Origin of the sequence: Pseudoalteromonas sp. T1lg75 (genome assembly GCF_002964705.1) — a bacterium.
Classification (GTDB): domain Bacteria; phylum Pseudomonadota; class Gammaproteobacteria; order Enterobacterales; family Alteromonadaceae; genus Pseudoalteromonas.
Genome location: NZ_PQCD01000049.1, coordinates 486204 through 501816, shown reverse-complemented (window position 1 = coordinate 501816; position 15613 = coordinate 486204). Strand labels below are relative to the sequence as shown.

General features: G+C 53.0%; 11 protein-coding genes and 1 pseudogene. 6 read left to right on the top strand and 6 right to left on the bottom strand.

Features of this window, described 5'->3' with window-relative positions:
- The first annotated feature begins 77 nt into the window (after positions 1 to 77).
- Positions 78 to 1055 (top strand): GGDEF domain-containing protein, encoded by a 978-nt coding sequence (locus C2M36_RS12565; RefSeq protein ID WP_105190784.1) that lies wholly within the window; start codon positions 78 to 80, stop codon positions 1053 to 1055.
- Here C2M36_RS12565 and C2M36_RS12560 read toward each other — a convergent pair.
- From C2M36_RS12560 to lpxB, 6 genes are all read right to left on the bottom strand, one after another.
- Positions 962 to 1342, bottom strand: coding sequence for a hypothetical protein (locus C2M36_RS12560; protein WP_105190785.1), 381 nt, complete (start codon positions 1340 to 1342; stop codon positions 962 to 964). The two genes, C2M36_RS12565 and C2M36_RS12560, sit on opposite strands and share 94 nt — an antisense overlap.
- Positions 1315 to 2634, bottom strand: a complete 1320-nt coding sequence (gene tilS, locus C2M36_RS12555) for a tRNA lysidine(34) synthetase TilS (protein ID WP_158678939.1) — start codon at positions 2632 to 2634, stop codon at positions 1315 to 1317. The genes C2M36_RS12560 and tilS overlap by 28 nt, the downstream gene beginning before the upstream one ends.
- Positions 2635 to 2699: 65 nt before the next feature.
- Positions 2700 to 3656 (bottom strand): acetyl-CoA carboxylase carboxyl transferase subunit alpha, encoded by a 957-nt coding sequence (gene accA / locus C2M36_RS12550; RefSeq protein WP_105190787.1) that lies wholly within the window; start codon positions 3654 to 3656, stop codon positions 2700 to 2702.
- 16 nt (positions 3657 to 3672) lie between these two features.
- Positions 3673 to 7164 (bottom strand): DNA polymerase III subunit alpha, encoded by a 3492-nt coding sequence (dnaE, locus tag C2M36_RS12545; protein ID WP_105255173.1) that lies wholly within the window; start codon positions 7162 to 7164, stop codon positions 3673 to 3675.
- A 3-nt stretch (positions 7165 to 7167) separates the two neighbouring features.
- A complete protein-coding gene (gene rnhB, locus C2M36_RS12540) occupies positions 7168 to 7764 on the bottom strand; it encodes a ribonuclease HII (RefSeq protein ID WP_105255172.1) in 597 nt (198 codons plus the stop codon).
- Complete coding sequence (lpxB, locus tag C2M36_RS12535; RefSeq protein ID WP_105255171.1) at positions 7754 to 8911, bottom strand: lipid-A-disaccharide synthase; 1158 nt, start codon at positions 8909 to 8911, stop codon at positions 7754 to 7756. Before lpxB ends, rnhB begins: the two co-directional genes overlap by 11 nt.
- A gap of 284 nt (positions 8912 to 9195) precedes the next feature.
- Between lpxB and C2M36_RS12530 the strand changes: the two are divergent.
- The 5 genes and pseudogenes from C2M36_RS12530 (at position 9196) to cydC (ending at position 15522) form a co-directional block, all read left to right on the top strand.
- Positions 9196 to 10769: pseudogene (locus C2M36_RS12530) on the top strand (cytochrome ubiquinol oxidase subunit I).
- Positions 10766 to 11905, top strand: coding sequence for a cytochrome d ubiquinol oxidase subunit II (gene cydB / locus C2M36_RS12525; RefSeq protein WP_105255170.1), 1140 nt, complete (start codon positions 10766 to 10768; stop codon positions 11903 to 11905). The pseudogene C2M36_RS12530 and the gene cydB overlap by 4 nt, the downstream one beginning before the upstream one ends.
- 9 nt (positions 11906 to 11914) lie before the next feature.
- A complete protein-coding gene (gene cydX, locus C2M36_RS12520; protein WP_105190793.1) occupies positions 11915 to 12040 on the top strand; it encodes a cytochrome bd-I oxidase subunit CydX in 126 nt (41 codons plus the stop codon).
- 4 nt (positions 12041 to 12044) lie between these two features.
- Complete coding sequence (cydD, locus tag C2M36_RS12515) at positions 12045 to 13811, top strand: thiol reductant ABC exporter subunit CydD (protein WP_158678938.1); 1767 nt, start codon at positions 12045 to 12047, stop codon at positions 13809 to 13811.
- Complete coding sequence (gene cydC / locus C2M36_RS12510) at positions 13804 to 15522, top strand: thiol reductant ABC exporter subunit CydC (RefSeq protein ID WP_158678937.1); 1719 nt, start codon at positions 13804 to 13806, stop codon at positions 15520 to 15522. Before cydD ends, cydC begins: the two co-directional genes overlap by 8 nt.
- Positions 15523 to 15613: the final 91 nt, after the last annotated feature.

The following is a 15613-nucleotide window of genomic DNA, read 5'->3' as shown; positions in this document are numbered from 1 at the left end:
TGTTTTATGGCTAGTTTGAATTGATGGCACGGTTTTAGCATAAAAACATATACGAATTTAGTCTTGGAGCGTAACGCTTGGATAACGTCCATATTTTGACATACGGTCACACCGCCATGACCCAAGATGCGAACACGGCGGCACATTTTTACCGCCCTGCGTCGGTGGTCAACGTCACCGCTTTGACACACGAGCTCCAGCGCAGCCTTGAGCTGTCGACCCTGCTTGATATTTTTGCCGAGCATGTGCGCCCCCATGCCTATTTTACCGGCCTGCAACTGCATTCCTGTCTGGGTGTCAATGAAATGACGAACAGCCAAGACAATGCGGTGGCTAATCGTTTCGATATTGAGGTCGAGGGTGAGCACTTAGGCCGCTTGGTGTATTTAAGTGACGCTACTTTTAGTGCGGCCCTGCAAGAGCAGCTAAAAAAATGGCAACAAGTCCTCGCTTACCCGCTGCGTAACGCCCTGACCTATAATCGCGTGCTACGTCTGGCCACACGCGATCCTTTGACCGGGCTCAATAACCGCAGTGACTTTAATATCAGTGTCGAGAAAAAACTGGAAGCCTGCCGACGCCAGCACCGTCCTTTTAGCTTGATGCTGTTAGATTTAGATTACTTTAAACAGGTCAATGATAATTATGGACACCAGGTGGGCGACCAAACCCTACAGGAATTTGCCACCCTGTTGCGCCAGAGCGTGCGTGCCACGGATTCTATTTTTCGCTTCGGCGGCGATGAATTTGCCATCCTGATCGACGATGACCATTACACCACCAATACGGTGATCGCCGAGCGTATTCAAGCGGCGGTGGGTAACAGCGAGTTAATGAACCGCTATGGCGTCAGTTGCAGTATCGGTTTTGCCCTTGCGCAGGCCAAGGACGTGAATATTAGCCTGTTCGAGCGCGCCGACAAGGCCCTGTATCAGGCCAAATTCAGCGGTCGTAACACCTATCAGGGTGCCTCTGAATTGTCCGCCGTGCCTTTTACCAGCTTAAATGCCCACAACGATAACCAAAAACCACAAAAGAACGCCAAAATAAGCTGATACAGGGACGTAAAGCTTGGCAGCTCGGCAAACATCACGGCCAACAAGGGCACCAGTAAGCCGACAATGAAATAAGTGCCGCCTTTACCCAGCCAATAGGCCAGTAACAGCGCCCCGCAACAGAGCCCGGCGATCAACGCTATTGCCAGCACCGGCCATAACGGCCCGTATACACCGACAACCACGGCCAACAACACTAAGATCACCAACACAGCCCAGGGCGCCTTTTGCACTAAAGACAGGCCTACATGAGGCTTCTTTACGGAAGAGTGGTTGTCAGTTGCCATTGTAATCCTTGTTGTGCCAGAAAATCGTAATTATAAAAGTAACCTACCACCGCCACTAGGGTGTCATCGTAAAAAATGAGCGGGATGCGTTGTCGCTCCCAAGGCGGCACCTTGAGCTCTTTTAGCCAGTGACTCAGTTTATTGCCATAGGGTTTGTGCTGCGGGCGAATGCGAGCGTTAAGCACCCCAAAACGCACCCACACCTGCTCATCGGCATTTGGTGCCCTCACCCCGGTTCCGGGCTTACACATCAAGGTGCGCCCATCGTTTAGAGCATGTATACCCGGGTTAGCAAGGCGCTCGGCTACAGGCTCTACTTGGTGTTGAACCAAATACAGCTGCTCGTTGAAGCGGCGCACGCTCACCTCATCGCCACAATGAGTGCGCAAGGTTAAACTAGGCTGACTATCTGCCCGAGCGCTTAACAGCTGCGCACACAGGCTTTGCAGCTGTAATTGTGAGGGCATGGCGACATCATGGCTCTGCAGCCAGTAACGCAGGGCATTATTGGCTCGGGCCTCGCCTAATGCCATTAACGGCGCCAGGGTCAGTTGCTCGGAGTTAACGCTCAGCTGTGTTAGGTCTTGGGCGGCGATATCGTCCAGCAAGCGCTGCTGCTGTTGCAGTAGCTCCGTGGTTTGCGCCACCTTGGCACTAAAGCCAGGGAAGCGTTTGTTCAGTTGGGGCAAAATTTGATTGCGTAAAAAGTTACGATCAAAACGGCTGTCGTCATTGGACTCGTCGTGAATATGCTTAAGATCATGACGCTCGACGAAGTGCTGTAACTGCTTGCGGCTGATCCCGAGCAAAGGACGAAGCAAAGGGCGCTGTTGCCAGTAGCTCAATGCCTGCATGCCGCCGAGCCCTTTGAGCCCGGCGCCGCGCTTCAAGCGCAAAAAGAAGGTTTCTACCTGGTCGTCGCTATGCTGACCCAAAAGCAGCGCATAGCCTGCAGGCAAGGCCTTATCCATCGCCTGATAACGGGCCTGACGGGCCTTGGCTTCGATACCCAGCCTGGTCTGATCCGACAACACCACCTGCTCGCTGTAAAAGGCAATGGCACGCCTACGACATTGCTCGACACAAAAAGCCTGCCAATGATCGGCATTGGCGCTTAACCCGTGGTGGATATGAATGGCACACAAGGGCATGCCCTTCTCCTGGGCATAGCGCTGCGCCAGATCGAGCAAAACCATGGAATCCAGGCCGCCACTGAGGGCAACCGCCAAGCCTTGACACTCGGGCAACTCGTTAAGGAGGTGTGCTAATTGTGCGGCAAAGCGTGTGTACATAGGACTGGTCATTAGACGGTATTAGGCTGGCATTAAAAAAGGCCGACTGAGCGGCCTTTTTTTGCTTAACAGTAACCGAAGCTCATTAAGCGTTTGTAGCGCAAGTCCAGCATTTCCTCAACGCTGTTTTGACGCAGCTCGGCCAGGTCACGCTTCAACTGTGCCTTGAGGCTCTTGGCCATGGCATCGTAGTTGCGGTGCGCGCCGCCTAGCGGCTCTTCGATAATGTTGTTGATCAGATCCAACTCTTTCACGCGCTGTGCGGTTACACCCATGGCTTCAGCAGCCAATGGTGCTTTCTCAGCACTCTTCCAAAGGATTGACGCACAACCTTCAGGAGAAATAACCGAGTAGGTGCTGTATTGCAGCATGTTAACGCGGTCACCGACACCAATGGCAAGGGCACCACCTGAACCACCTTCACCGATCACGGTACAGATAGTTGGCACTTTCAGCGCCGCCATAACCTTAAGGTTACGGGCAATGGCTTCACTTTGGCCACGCTCTTCCGCACCCACACCTGGGTAGGCACCCGGAGTGTCGATAAAGGTGAAAATAGGCATTTTAAAACGCTCGGCCATTTCCATCAGACGCAAGGCCTTACGGTAACCTTCCGGCTTTGGCATACCAAAGTTACGTTTGATCTTTTCCGCGGTATCACGGCCTTTTTGCTGACCGATAACCATCACTGGCTCACCGTCTAAACGTGCTACACCACCAAGAATGGCCGGATCGTTTGCAAACGCACGATCGCCCGCGAGTTCGTCGAACTCGGTAAAAATACGCTCGATGTAATCACGTGTGTATGGACGCAGTGGATGACGAGCTAGTTGCGAAACCTGCCATGCACCTAGTTCAGAAAAGATTTTATTAGTTAGTTCAACACTTTTCTCTTTTAGGCGACCGACTTCTTCTTCTAGCCCTAAATCCAGTTCGCCCGCTCGACTGACGTGACGTAGCTCTTCAATCTTCGCTTCCAATTCGGCAATTGGCAGTTCGAAATCCAAATAATTGAGACTCATGTGCTCATTAACCCATTTAATTAAATTCTAATTCTATATTTTGTGCCGCCATCAGCGATAACTTATGAATTAAGTCATCGGCAGGCGTCACACACCATTGTGTTCCTAGTTCCAACTCAGCCAAGGCATCTGGCCGCCGGTACAGTATTTTTACCGGACAGGTGCCAAATTTGTACGGTTCCAGCACTTTTTCCAACTTTTCGAAGAAGTTGTCGTCAATTTGCGCCATGTCCACCGTCATTTTCATCGCTTTAATGCGCTTTTCACGGGCCTCAGCGAGGGTACAGACGTCTCGGGCGGTCATTGTAATGCCGCCAGAGAAGTTATCAAAGCTGACCTGTCCAGTTATCACCAAGATATTGTTGATTTGCAGCAATTCTTGGAACATTTCAAACTGTTCTGGGAATAAGCGTACATCAATTCGGGCACTCTTGTCATCTAAGGTGATTAATCCCCAGCGTTTATTCTTCTTATTTATCAAAGTTCGGGCACTGATCACCAAACCTGCCGCGGTGGTTTGCACATCTCGCTCAGTCGGCGTCAGATCGACGAGTTTACCGCTAGTATAGTGCTTAAGTTCACCACGATACTGATTTATAGGGTGCCCGGTCAAGAATAAGCCCAAAGTTTCCCGTTCACCGTCAAGCCATTGATTGTCGGTAAAGTATGGCACTCGTTTAAACGCTTGCTCAACCTCTTCCGGCTCGGTTGCCAGCAAGCCAAATAAGTCACCTTGGCCAAGCTGCTCGGCCTTATTATGCTGTTCGGCGGATTTAATCGCCTCGGGCAACGAGGCCATTAGGATGGCGCGACCGCCCTGCACCGGATCCGGACCCAGGTTATCCATGGCGCCGGCCATAATGAGTTTTTCAATAACCCGCTTGTTCAGGCGTTTCAAATCAACCCGGGCACAGAAGTCGAACAGATCCTTAAACGGCCCATCCTGCTCTCGGGCGCTCAAAATCGCTTCTACCGGGCCTTCACCCACGCCTTTAATAGCACCAATGCCGTAGACTATCTCGCCCTGCTCGTTCACGGTGAACTTATACAGGCCAGCGTTCACATCCGGTGGCAACAAGGTGAGCTTCATGTTTTCACATTCGTCCACCAGGGTGACGATTTTATCCGTGTTATCCATATCCGCCGACATTACCGCGGCCATAAATTCGGCCGGATAATGGGTTTTCATCCACAGCGTCTGATACGACACCAAGGCATACGCGGCGGAGTGTGATTTGTTAAAGCCATAACCGGCGAACTTCTCTACCAGGTCGAAGATTTTCATCGCCAGTTCGCCGTCAACGCCGTTTTGTATCGCCCCTTCTTCGAAGGTAGAGCGCTGCTTGGCCATTTCTTCCGGCTTCTTCTTACCCATGGCGCGACGTAATAAGTCGGCGCCACCGAGCGAGTAACCCGCCAGAACCTGGGCGATTTGCATAACCTGCTCCTGATACAGGATTACGCCATAGGTCGGCTCCAAAATGGGTTTCAGACTGTCGTGCTGGTACTGAACATCCGGATAAGAGATTTCCTCGTTACCATGCTTACGGTCGATAAAGTTATCTACCATGCCCGATTGCAGTGGCCCCGGACGGAACAAGGCCACCAGGGCTATCATATCTTCGAAGCAGTCCGGTTTAAGGCGGCGAATAAGGTCTTTCATACCGCGGGATTCGAGCTGGAACACCGCCGTGGTTTCGGCGCGCAGCAGCAGCTCGATACTGGGTCTGTCATCCAGCGGAATGGCATTGATATCCACCGGCGCTTTGCCCTCACGGGCGAGGCGCTCATTGGTCATATCCAGGGCCCACTGCAAAATAGTCAGTGTACGCAGACCCAGGAAGTCGAATTTAACCAGACCAGCGGTTTCTACGTCGTTCTTATCGAACTGGGTAACCGGGAACTTTCCCTCTTCATCGCAATACAGGGCAGCAAAATCGGTGATGGTGGTCGGTGAGATTACAACACCACCGGCGTGTTTACCGGCGTTACGGGTACAGCCCTCGAGAATGCGACACATGTCAATGAGGTCGCGCACTTCCTCGTCGCCGTCATAGGCCTCGGGGAGGCGAGGCTCCACTTCAAAGGCTTTGGCCAAGGTCATACCCGGGTCGCCGGGCACCAACTTAGAAATACGATCAACGAAGCCATAAGGGTGACCCAGCACCCGGCCCACGTCGCGAATAACCGCTTTTGCAGCCATGGTACCGAAGGTGATGATCTGGGATACCGCATCGCGACCATACAATTTGGCCACGTGGTCGATTACCTCATCGCGGCGGTCCATACAGAAATCGACGTCGAAGTCGGGCATGGAGACCCGCTCCGGGTTTAGGAATCGCTCGAACAGCAGGTCGAATTGCAACGGGTCGAGATCGGTGATCTTCAACGCGTAGGCCACCAAGGAGCCGGCACCGGAGCCTCGCCCCGGACCTACGGGAATATTGTTATCCTTCGACCACTGAATGAACTCCATTACGATCAAGAAGTAACCTGGGAACCCCATCTGGTTGATTACGTCGAGCTCGATTTGCAAACGCTCGTCATACTCGCCACGGCGCTCTGCACGCACCTGCTCGTCTGGGAATAAGAATTGTAAACGCTCTTCGAGGCCGTCGCGGGATACCTTAACCAGGAAGTCCTCGATTTTCAGCGAACCCGTGGGGTAATCCGGCAAGAAATAGGTGCCCAGTTGCACGGTGACGTTACAGCGTTTGGCGATTTCCACCGTGTTTTGCAGTGCCTCGGGAATATCGCTAAACAGCTCGGTCATCTGCTCGGGGGTTTTTAAATATTGCTCTTGTGAGAAACGCTTGGGCCTGCGCTTATCTTCCAGGGTGTAACCGTCATGGATGGCCACACGAATTTCATGGGGCTCGAAGTCGTCCGGTTTTAAAAACACTACTTCATTGGTGGCCACCACCGGCAGTTGATGTGCATAGGCATGCTCAACCGCCAGGTGTAAATAGGTTTCTTCGTCGGCGCGGGAGGTGCGGATCAGCTCTAAATAATAATCACCGGGGAAATGAGTGCGATAGAATTGGCTGATCTCTTCGATAATGCCAGCATTGCCCTTAAGCAGTGCCTTGCCCAAGTCGCCGTCTTTACCGCCGCTGATAATGATCAGGCCTTCACCATGCTCCGCCAGCCAGTCTCTGTCGACCATGGCACGGTGCATTACATGACCACGCAGATAGGCCTTGGAAATAAGCAGGGTAAGGTTTTTATAACCCTGGTTGTTTTTCGCCAACAGCAATAAACGACAAGGCTCGTCGGGAAATTCCGGGGTATTGAGCCAGATATCGGCCCCGACTATGGGCTTAATGCCGGCGCCGTGGGCAGCACCATAAAAGCGCACCAGGCCGCAGAGGTTCATTTGATCGGTAATAGCCAGGGCGCTGAGCTGCAACTCCTGCGCCTTGGCCACTATGGGCTTGGTTTTAGCCAGGCCATCGACCATGGAAAAGTCGCTGTGAACCCGTAAATGAACGAACTGAGGGGCTGCCATCGCTTATTGTCCTCGCTCGGCCAGTACCCGTTGGACGGGCTTAAAACTTTTTCTGTGCTGCTCAAGGGCACCATGCTCGGCCAAGGCTTCAAAATGCGCCTTGGTTGGATAGCCTTTATGCCCGGCAAAGCCGTATTGGGGATACTGGGCATCGAGCTCGATCATTTCCTGATCGCGCGCCACTTTAGCCAAAATGGATGCGGCACTGATCTCCGCCACCAGCGCATCCCCTTTGACCACGGCCTGCGCCGCCATATCGAGCGCCGGCAAACGGTTGCCATCGACAAACACAAAGTCTGGGGTAATATCCAAGCCGGCAACGGCGCGGCTCATGGCCAGCATGGTAGCGTGGAGAATATTGAGCTCGTCAATCTCTTCCACCGTGGCGCGGGCAATACAGTAACTCAGGGCTTTTTCTTTGATTTCTTCGCTCAGTGCCTGGCGCTTTTTATCGCTCAGCTTTTTCGAGTCGGTCAGACCGGTAATGGGCTTATTGGGGTCAAGGATCACCGCGGCGGTGACCACATCGCCCACTAAAGGCCCGCGCCCCACTTCGTCGACACCGGCAATATATTGAACGTCTGGGCGATTAATTTGCATCGATAAGCTCCAATACGGCTTTGGCCGCCTGACGGCTGGCATCACAACGAATATTCTGATGGATTTCGGTAAAACGGGCAATTAGCGCACTGTTGTCACCGTACAGGCGGGGCTCTAGCGCCGCACACAGGGCGTCGACGTTGCATTCATGCTGCAAATACTCGGGCACCAATTCTTCATCGGCCAACAGATTCGGCAGCGAGAAGTACTTGATGGTAAAGGTAAAGACGTTTTGCACCATCCAATAGGTCATAGGTTTAAGCTTATAGCCCACCACCATAGGCTTTTTATACAACATGCCTTCCAATGAGGCGGTTCCAGAGGCCAATAAAATGGCGTCGCTGGCCTGCATCGCTAAGCTTGACTGACCGTCGAGTAAAATAGCCTTAAGATTGGGCGCATGCTCTTGCTGCAGGGCTAAAAACTGCTCCTTACGCGCCGCATTAACCAGGGGCACCACCACCTTTAGATCCGGATTCTGTTGCTGCAAACGCTCGGCGGTTTGCGCATAGGTAGGGGTTAGCAAGCCAACCTCGGAGCCACGGCTGCCGGGCAGCAAAGCAAGTACCTTATCCTCGGGCGATAAGCCCAATTGCTCCCGCGCCTGGGTATTATCCTGCTCAACGGCAATATCATCGGCCAGGGTGTGACCCACAAAGGTGCAGGGCACCTGGTGCTCATCGTAAAATGCTTTTTCAAAGGGTAGCAGGGACAACACCAAATTAGTGGCCTTGGCGATTTTATGAATACGTTTTTGTCGCCATGCCCACACCGACGGGCTGACATAATGCACAGTCGTAATGCCCGCTTCTTTAAGCGGCAGTTCAACACGCAGATTAAAATCCGGCGCATCGATACCGACAAACACATCCGGCGGATTAGCGATAAAATGCTGCACCAACTCTTTGCGAATACGCAGCAGACGCGGCAGACGCGAGAGCACCTCAACCAGGCCCATCACCGATAGCTCTTCCATATCAAACAGGCTGTCGCAACCTAGCGCCTGCATACGCGGGCCACCGATGCCGACAAACTCTGCGTCCGGGTGAGATTTTAATATCGCTTTCATCAGGCCTTCGCCGAGAATGTCGCCCGACATTTCTCCGGCAACAATACCGATACGTAGAGGTTTAGCTGCTGCGCTCATCTAAAGGGGGCTTCCCATTTACCACTGTTATTATTAACAGCCTAGTCTACCCTGTTTAGGGTGTGCTTAAAACCTCAGCGGCGCACAAATCCATGACGCTGAAAAATAGCCGATTCTTTAGCCCTTTGGCACAGAGCGCAAGCCGGCTGTTTTTTCATCGCAATGAACTTTTTTATAAATTAGCAACTGCTAATGTGTGGTTGACTGTTAACCAATAAGTACGGATACTATGCAAACTTTCAGTTATTATTGAAAGTTCAAACAGCTTACATTAGGGGTAAACCATGATAGATGAATCCTTTGTAGACATATCCCGTCTGCAATTTGCAATAACGGCCTTCTATCACTTTTTATTCGTGCCACTGACATTAGGGATGACATGGATTTTGGTGATAATGGAATCGGTCTACGTGATGACCGGGCGAGAAATATATCGTGATATGACCAAGTTTTGGGGCAAGTTATTCGGTATTAACTTTGCGCTTGGGGTCGCCACCGGACTAACCATGGAGTTCGAGTTTGGTACCAACTGGTCCTACTATTCGCATTATGTTGGCGATATCTTCGGCGCACCGCTGGCCATCGAAGGCCTGATGGCCTTTTTCCTTGAGTCCACCTTCGTCGGCATGTTCTTCCTCGGCTGGGACCGCCTGACCAAGGTACAGCATCTCGGCGTAACCTTCTTAATGGCCATAGGCACCAACCTCTCCGCGCTGTGGATCCTTATCGCCAACGGCTGGATGCAAAACCCGGTGGGCTCCGAGTTCAATTACCAAACCATGCGCATGGAAATGCAAAGCTTTGCCGAGCTGGTCTTTAACCCGGTGGCTCAGGTGAAGTTTATTCACACCGTATCCGCCGGTTATGTGGCCGCCTCTATGTTTGTGCTTGGGATCAGCGCCTATTATCTGCTTAAAGGACGGGACGTGGCCTTTGCCAAACGCTCTTTTTCGGTGGCCTGTAGCTTCGGTTTAGCCTCGGTGCTGTGCGTTATCCTGCTCGGCGATGAGTCCGGTTATGAGGTCGGCGAGGTGCAAAAGGTTAAACTCGCCGCCATTGAAGCGGAATGGGAAACCGAGCCCGCCCCCGCCGCCTTTACCCTGTTCGGCATTCCCGACTCAGAAGCACAGGAAACCCACGCCGCGGTTAAAATCCCCTATGTGATGGGTATTATTGCCACTCGCTCCCTGGATGAAGAAGTCACCGGTATCAAGGAATTACAGCAGCAGCACGAGGTACGGATCCGCAGCGGCATGATTGCCTATCGCTATCTGGAAAAGTTGCGCAATGGTGATACCCGCCCCGAGATCGTTGCCGAATTTGACAAGTACAAGGCCGATCTCGGCTATGGTTTGCTGTTAAAGCGCTATCGAGATGATGTCTATAACGCCAGCGAAGAAGAAATTGCTATGGCGGTGAAGGACTCGATCCCCGCCGTAGGCCCGCTGTTTTGGACCTTCCGCGTCATGGTGGCCTGTGGGGTGATCATGCTCTTTATTTTCGCCGCCTCTTTCTATTACACGCCAAGCGCGTGATTGAGACAAAGCGCTGGCTGCTAAAGGCCGCCCTATTCGCCATTCCCCTGCCCTGGATAGCCATAGAAACAGGCTGGTTTGTGGCCGAGTTCGGTCGCCAACCCTGGGCGATTTCAGAAGTGCTGCCCACCTTTATGGCCACTTCCAGTCTGACCTTTAATGATGTGCTGATATCCCTGACCGGCTTTATTATCTTCTACACCATACTCGCTATTATCGAGGTGTGGTTGATGCTGCACTTTATTAAACAGGGTCCCAGCTCGCTGCACACCGGCAAGTATCATTTTGAACGCCAGGCCGCCTTTAAGGAGACTCAGGTATGATTTTCGATTACGAAACCCTAAAACTGATCTGGTGGCTGTTAATTGGTGCCCTATTGATCGGCTTTGCCATCACCGATGGCATGGACATGGGCGCCGCCGTCTTACTGCCCTTTGTCGCCAAAAAAGATGTCGAGCGCCGTGTGGTAATTAACACGGTCGGCGCGCACTGGGATGGCAACCAGGTCTGGCTGATCACCGCCGGTGGCGCATTATTTGCGGCCTGGCCCATGGTGTATGCCGCGGCCTTTTCCGGCTTTTACTTCGCCATGATGCTGGTGCTGTTTGCCCTGTTTTTCCGTCCCTTGGCCTTTGACTATCGCTCCAAGCTGGATAACCCGACTTGGCGTAATCGCTGGGACTGGGCGCTGTTTGCCGGCAGCTTTATTCCGGCGCTGATATTTGGTGTCGCCTTTGGCAACCTGATCCAAGGGGTGCCCTTGCATATAGATAATCTGATGCGGGTCAGCTACCTGGGCTCTTTCTTCGCCCTGCTCAATCCCTTTGCCCTGCTTTGTGGCCTGATCAGCGTGGCCATGTTGGTCGCCCATGGCGGTCTATGGTTGCAGCTGCGCACCGTGAACCCGGTGGCCTTGCGCGCCGCGAAATTGGGTCGCCTGGCATTGATCATAGCTCTGGTAGGCTTTGCCATTGCCGGAGTCTGGTTAACGCAAATCGAGGGCATGCAAATTGTCGCCATGGCCGATACCAATGGCCATGCCGATCCCTTGGCGAAAACCGTCAGCACGGGTACCGGCTTGTGGCTCGATGGCTATCAACAGCGTCCGTGGAGCCTGGCTTTTCCGATATTGGCCTTTGTTGCCGGAGGCTTAGCCTTAGTAAGCTCATGGCGTAACAAAGCCGGGGTGGGTTTTGTGCTAACGAGCCTGATGCTCGTGGGTATCATAATGACCTTTGGCGCCAGTTTGTTCCCCTTCATCATGCCGTCAAGCCACGATGCCAATATGAGTCTGACTATTTGGGACGCGGTCTCAAGCCATATGACCCTTAACATTATGTTTATCGTGGTGGCATTGCTGCTGCCCATAGTACTGAGTTACACCACCTGGTGTTATGTGAAGATGTGGCGTCGCGTCAGTCATGAAGAAATCGAAAACAACTCTCACGGCAGCTATTAAGGAGGCATTATGTGGTATTTCGCTTGGATTTTAGGCGTACTCTTTGCCGTTGCGTTCGGCGTGATCAATGTGATGTGGTATGAAATGCAACAGCACACCGACAGTATTGCAGACGACGAGCAGGAGCACTTCTAAGCTCATGAACCCCCAACCAAATCGCGCGCAGCAACTCCAGCTGCGCGCCTTTTTAAAGGAATTTACCCGCCCCCATAACCGCCCCTTGCTGCTAAGCATATTTTTGGGCTTTAGCAGTGGCGTGTTGATGATCATCAGTTGCTATGTGCTGGCGCAGTTGTGCCATCAGGTGATGTTTGCCGGGCAAGACTTAGCACAGCAGGCACCAGCCCTGTACTTGCTGGCTGGGTTAAGCCTGCTACGGGCGCTGTTAATGGGCGCCAGTCGCTATGTGGCTGAACGCAGTGCACTCAATATCAAGCTGGCGATGCGTGAAGCGCTGTGGAAAGCCTTGGTCAAACAGCAAGGAAACGGCTTAAAAACCGGCCCTGCGGCGCAGTGGGTGCTCACCTTCAATCAGGGAGTGGAAGCCCTGCATGACTACTTCGCCAAATACCTGCCGGCGGTGGCCTATGCCGGGCTTATCCCCTTTGCCATTATCGCCGTGGTATTTCCCATCGACTGGCAATCCGGGCTTATTTTTCTTATCACCGCACCACTGATCCCATTTTTTATGATCCTCATTGGTTACAAGGCGCAAGCGCTAAACGAGCGTAATTGGCAACGGTTACAATACCTGGGGCAATTCTTTTTTGACCGCTTAAGCGGCCTAACTCAATTAAAACTTTTTAACAGCGCCCAGGGCCAGGTTAAGCGCGTTGAGCAGATGGCGGATCAATTTCGTATCTCCACGCTGTCGGTGTTGCGCATCGCCTTTATCTCCACCCTGGCATTGGAGTTTTTAGCCACCATCAGCATCGCCCTGGTAGCTGTGATCATCGGCTTTCGTTTGTATTTCGGCACCTTGGACTTTGCCACCGGCTTTGTGGTGCTCTTGCTCGCTCCCGAGTTCTACTTGCCGCTGCGTCAACTGGGGCAGCACTATCATGCCAAACTCAAGGGCCTCGCCAGTGCCGATTCCATGATGGCCATTTTGACCCAGCAAGAGCCCGCGCAGCAGGTTAACCAACAGAAAGACACCATAGCCTCGGTCACCAAGCTGCAGGTGCAAAACTTAAGCCTGCACCTTGATGAAAGCACCAATGCGGTATTAAAAAATATCAGCTTTGACACCGACGCAAATGGAATTTTAGCTCTGGTGGGTCACAGTGGCGCCGGTAAATCTACCTTAATGGACTGCCTGATGGGCTTATATCCGCAAACGAATAAGGCTATACGCATCAATGGCATGCCTTTAACGGATATCGATATCGCCAGCTATCAAAAGCGCATTGCCTGGGTCGCGCAAACGCCGACCTTATTCAGTGGCACCCTGGCGGAGAATATCGCCCTGGGAAGCGCGTCAATCGACCTTGCAGCCATTCGCTCGCTGTGCAAAGAGCTCGACCTGGACGCCTTTATCATGGCTCTTCCGCACCAATATGACACCCAGTTAGGCGAATTAGGCCATGGCCTATCCGGGGGGCAAATTCAACGCCTGGCTTTGGCCAGGGCCCTGTTACGGCAACCGGACATCCTCTTTTTGGATGAACCCACGGCGGCGCTTGATAAGCATAGCGAGCAAAAGGTGCAAGCCTGTCTTGAGCGCCTCAGCGCACACACCCTGGTGGTGATCATTGCCCATCGCCTCAATACCCTGACTCGGGCCCAAAAAGTCTTGGTGCTACAACAGGGCGAACTCGTTGAGCAAGGCAGTTACAAGGATTTGTTCGGCACACCCGGCTCGCACCTGGCAAAGATGATCCATGCTCCGGAGGTCGTCCATGGCTAATTGGTGCTTTCTTATTTCCCTCATTCGCCCGCACCTTGGTTGGGCGCTCTTAGGCATGCTCTTGGCATTTCTTGCCCTGGCCGCCAACATCACCCTGCTGGCCGTGTCCGCTTGGTTTTTAGCGGCCATGGCCGCCGCTGGCTTACATGGGGTGACCATGAACTACTTCACCCCGGCGGGCATTATTCGCTTTCTCGCCATCGTTCGTACCGCCAGCGGCTATGCGCAACGCCTGGTGAATCACAACACCACCTTTTTAATTCTGAAAACGCTGCGAGTACGCATTTTCGCCGCCCTCACCCAGGTTCCGCAGCAGTGCTTTGCCAGTGTTGGGCGCCGCTTGTCACAGCTGCAAGAAGACGTTGAGCAACTCGATGAATTCTATATCGGGGTATTGGTGCCGCTGTTGCTGGCCGTAACGGCCTTGCCACTGATAGCCTGGGCGCTGGGCGTTTACAGCCTGGTGCTTATGCTGGTGACGGTAACGGCCCTGCTAACTACAGGCTTCTTACTACCGGCCTGGCTCGGTCGCAATCTAAAGGGAGTGGGCAAGTGCACCCAGGAAGCGCAAAGCGATTTAAGCGAGTGTCTGGTTGAAGGAACGCGCGGCTTAAAAGAGCTGTATCTTGCGGGTGCCACCGAGCAATATTGGCGGCGCCTCGATACGGCGCAGCAAGCGCTGGCCGAAGAGCAACAAAAAGCCCACCGCTGGTTTGCCGGCCACCAAGGTCTGTCTCTGTTTATAAGCCAGTTGACCCTGGTGTTGGCGCTGCTGACTTTGATCCCTCTGGTCAACAACGGCCAGTTGGCAAACGTCGAATTAGCCATGCTGGTGCTCTTGGTGTTAGGTGCGTTTGAGTCCGTGCTGATGCTCCCCGATGCCATGCTAAAAATGGAACTTACCCTGGCCAGCGCCGGGCGCATTCGTGCCCTGCTGGCCGAGGTGGAGCATACTCCCACACCTGGCCTACAGGGAGAAAAACAGGCTTCCTCGGTCTTTTCCTTACACCAGGTTCACTTTGCCTATCGGGCGCAGCAGCCCGTATTTCATGCTTTATCCCTGGACATAAAACGAGGTGAAAAGGTGGCCATTGTAGGCAGAAGTGGCGCCGGTAAGTCTACCCTGCTTGGCCTGCTAACGGCGCAATTACATGCGCAACAGGGAAAAACCCTGGCGTTTGGTATACCGATAGATGCGCTCGACCCCGCTTGGCTTAATCAGCAGCTGGGCGTGCTCAATCAGTATAGCCATACCTTTAGCGCCACCATTAGGGAAAACCTGCTGCTCGCCAAGGAGGATGCCTCTGATGATGAAATCTGGTCGGCTCTCGAACAGGCGCAACTAACGGCCACGGTAAAGCAAATGACTAAGCGCCTGGACACCCAAGTGGGGGCCACCGGACGCCAGCTGTCCGCTGGAGAAGCCAGACGTCTGCACCTGGCCCAGCTATTTTTACGCGACCCACAGGTATTGCTCTTGGATGAGCCCACCCGCGGCCTAGACGGTGATAATCAAAGAAAGGTGTTTGCTGGCGTGTTAGCCCTCGCAGAAAGCCGTACACTGGTGGTAAGCACCCATGAAGCCGCGCTACTTGGGCAAATGGACAAGGTGATCTGGATGGAGCAAGGCCGGATCAAGGCCATGGCCAGCCACGAGGCGCTCACGCGTCAATACCCCGAGTATCACACCCTTACTCACCTGCTTAACTAAATCTGCGTATCAAAAGTGCATGCATAAAAAAAGCGCTAACAACCGGGTTAGCGCTTTTTCTTCAATTTTTGCTCTGTGAGCAACTCTTTAA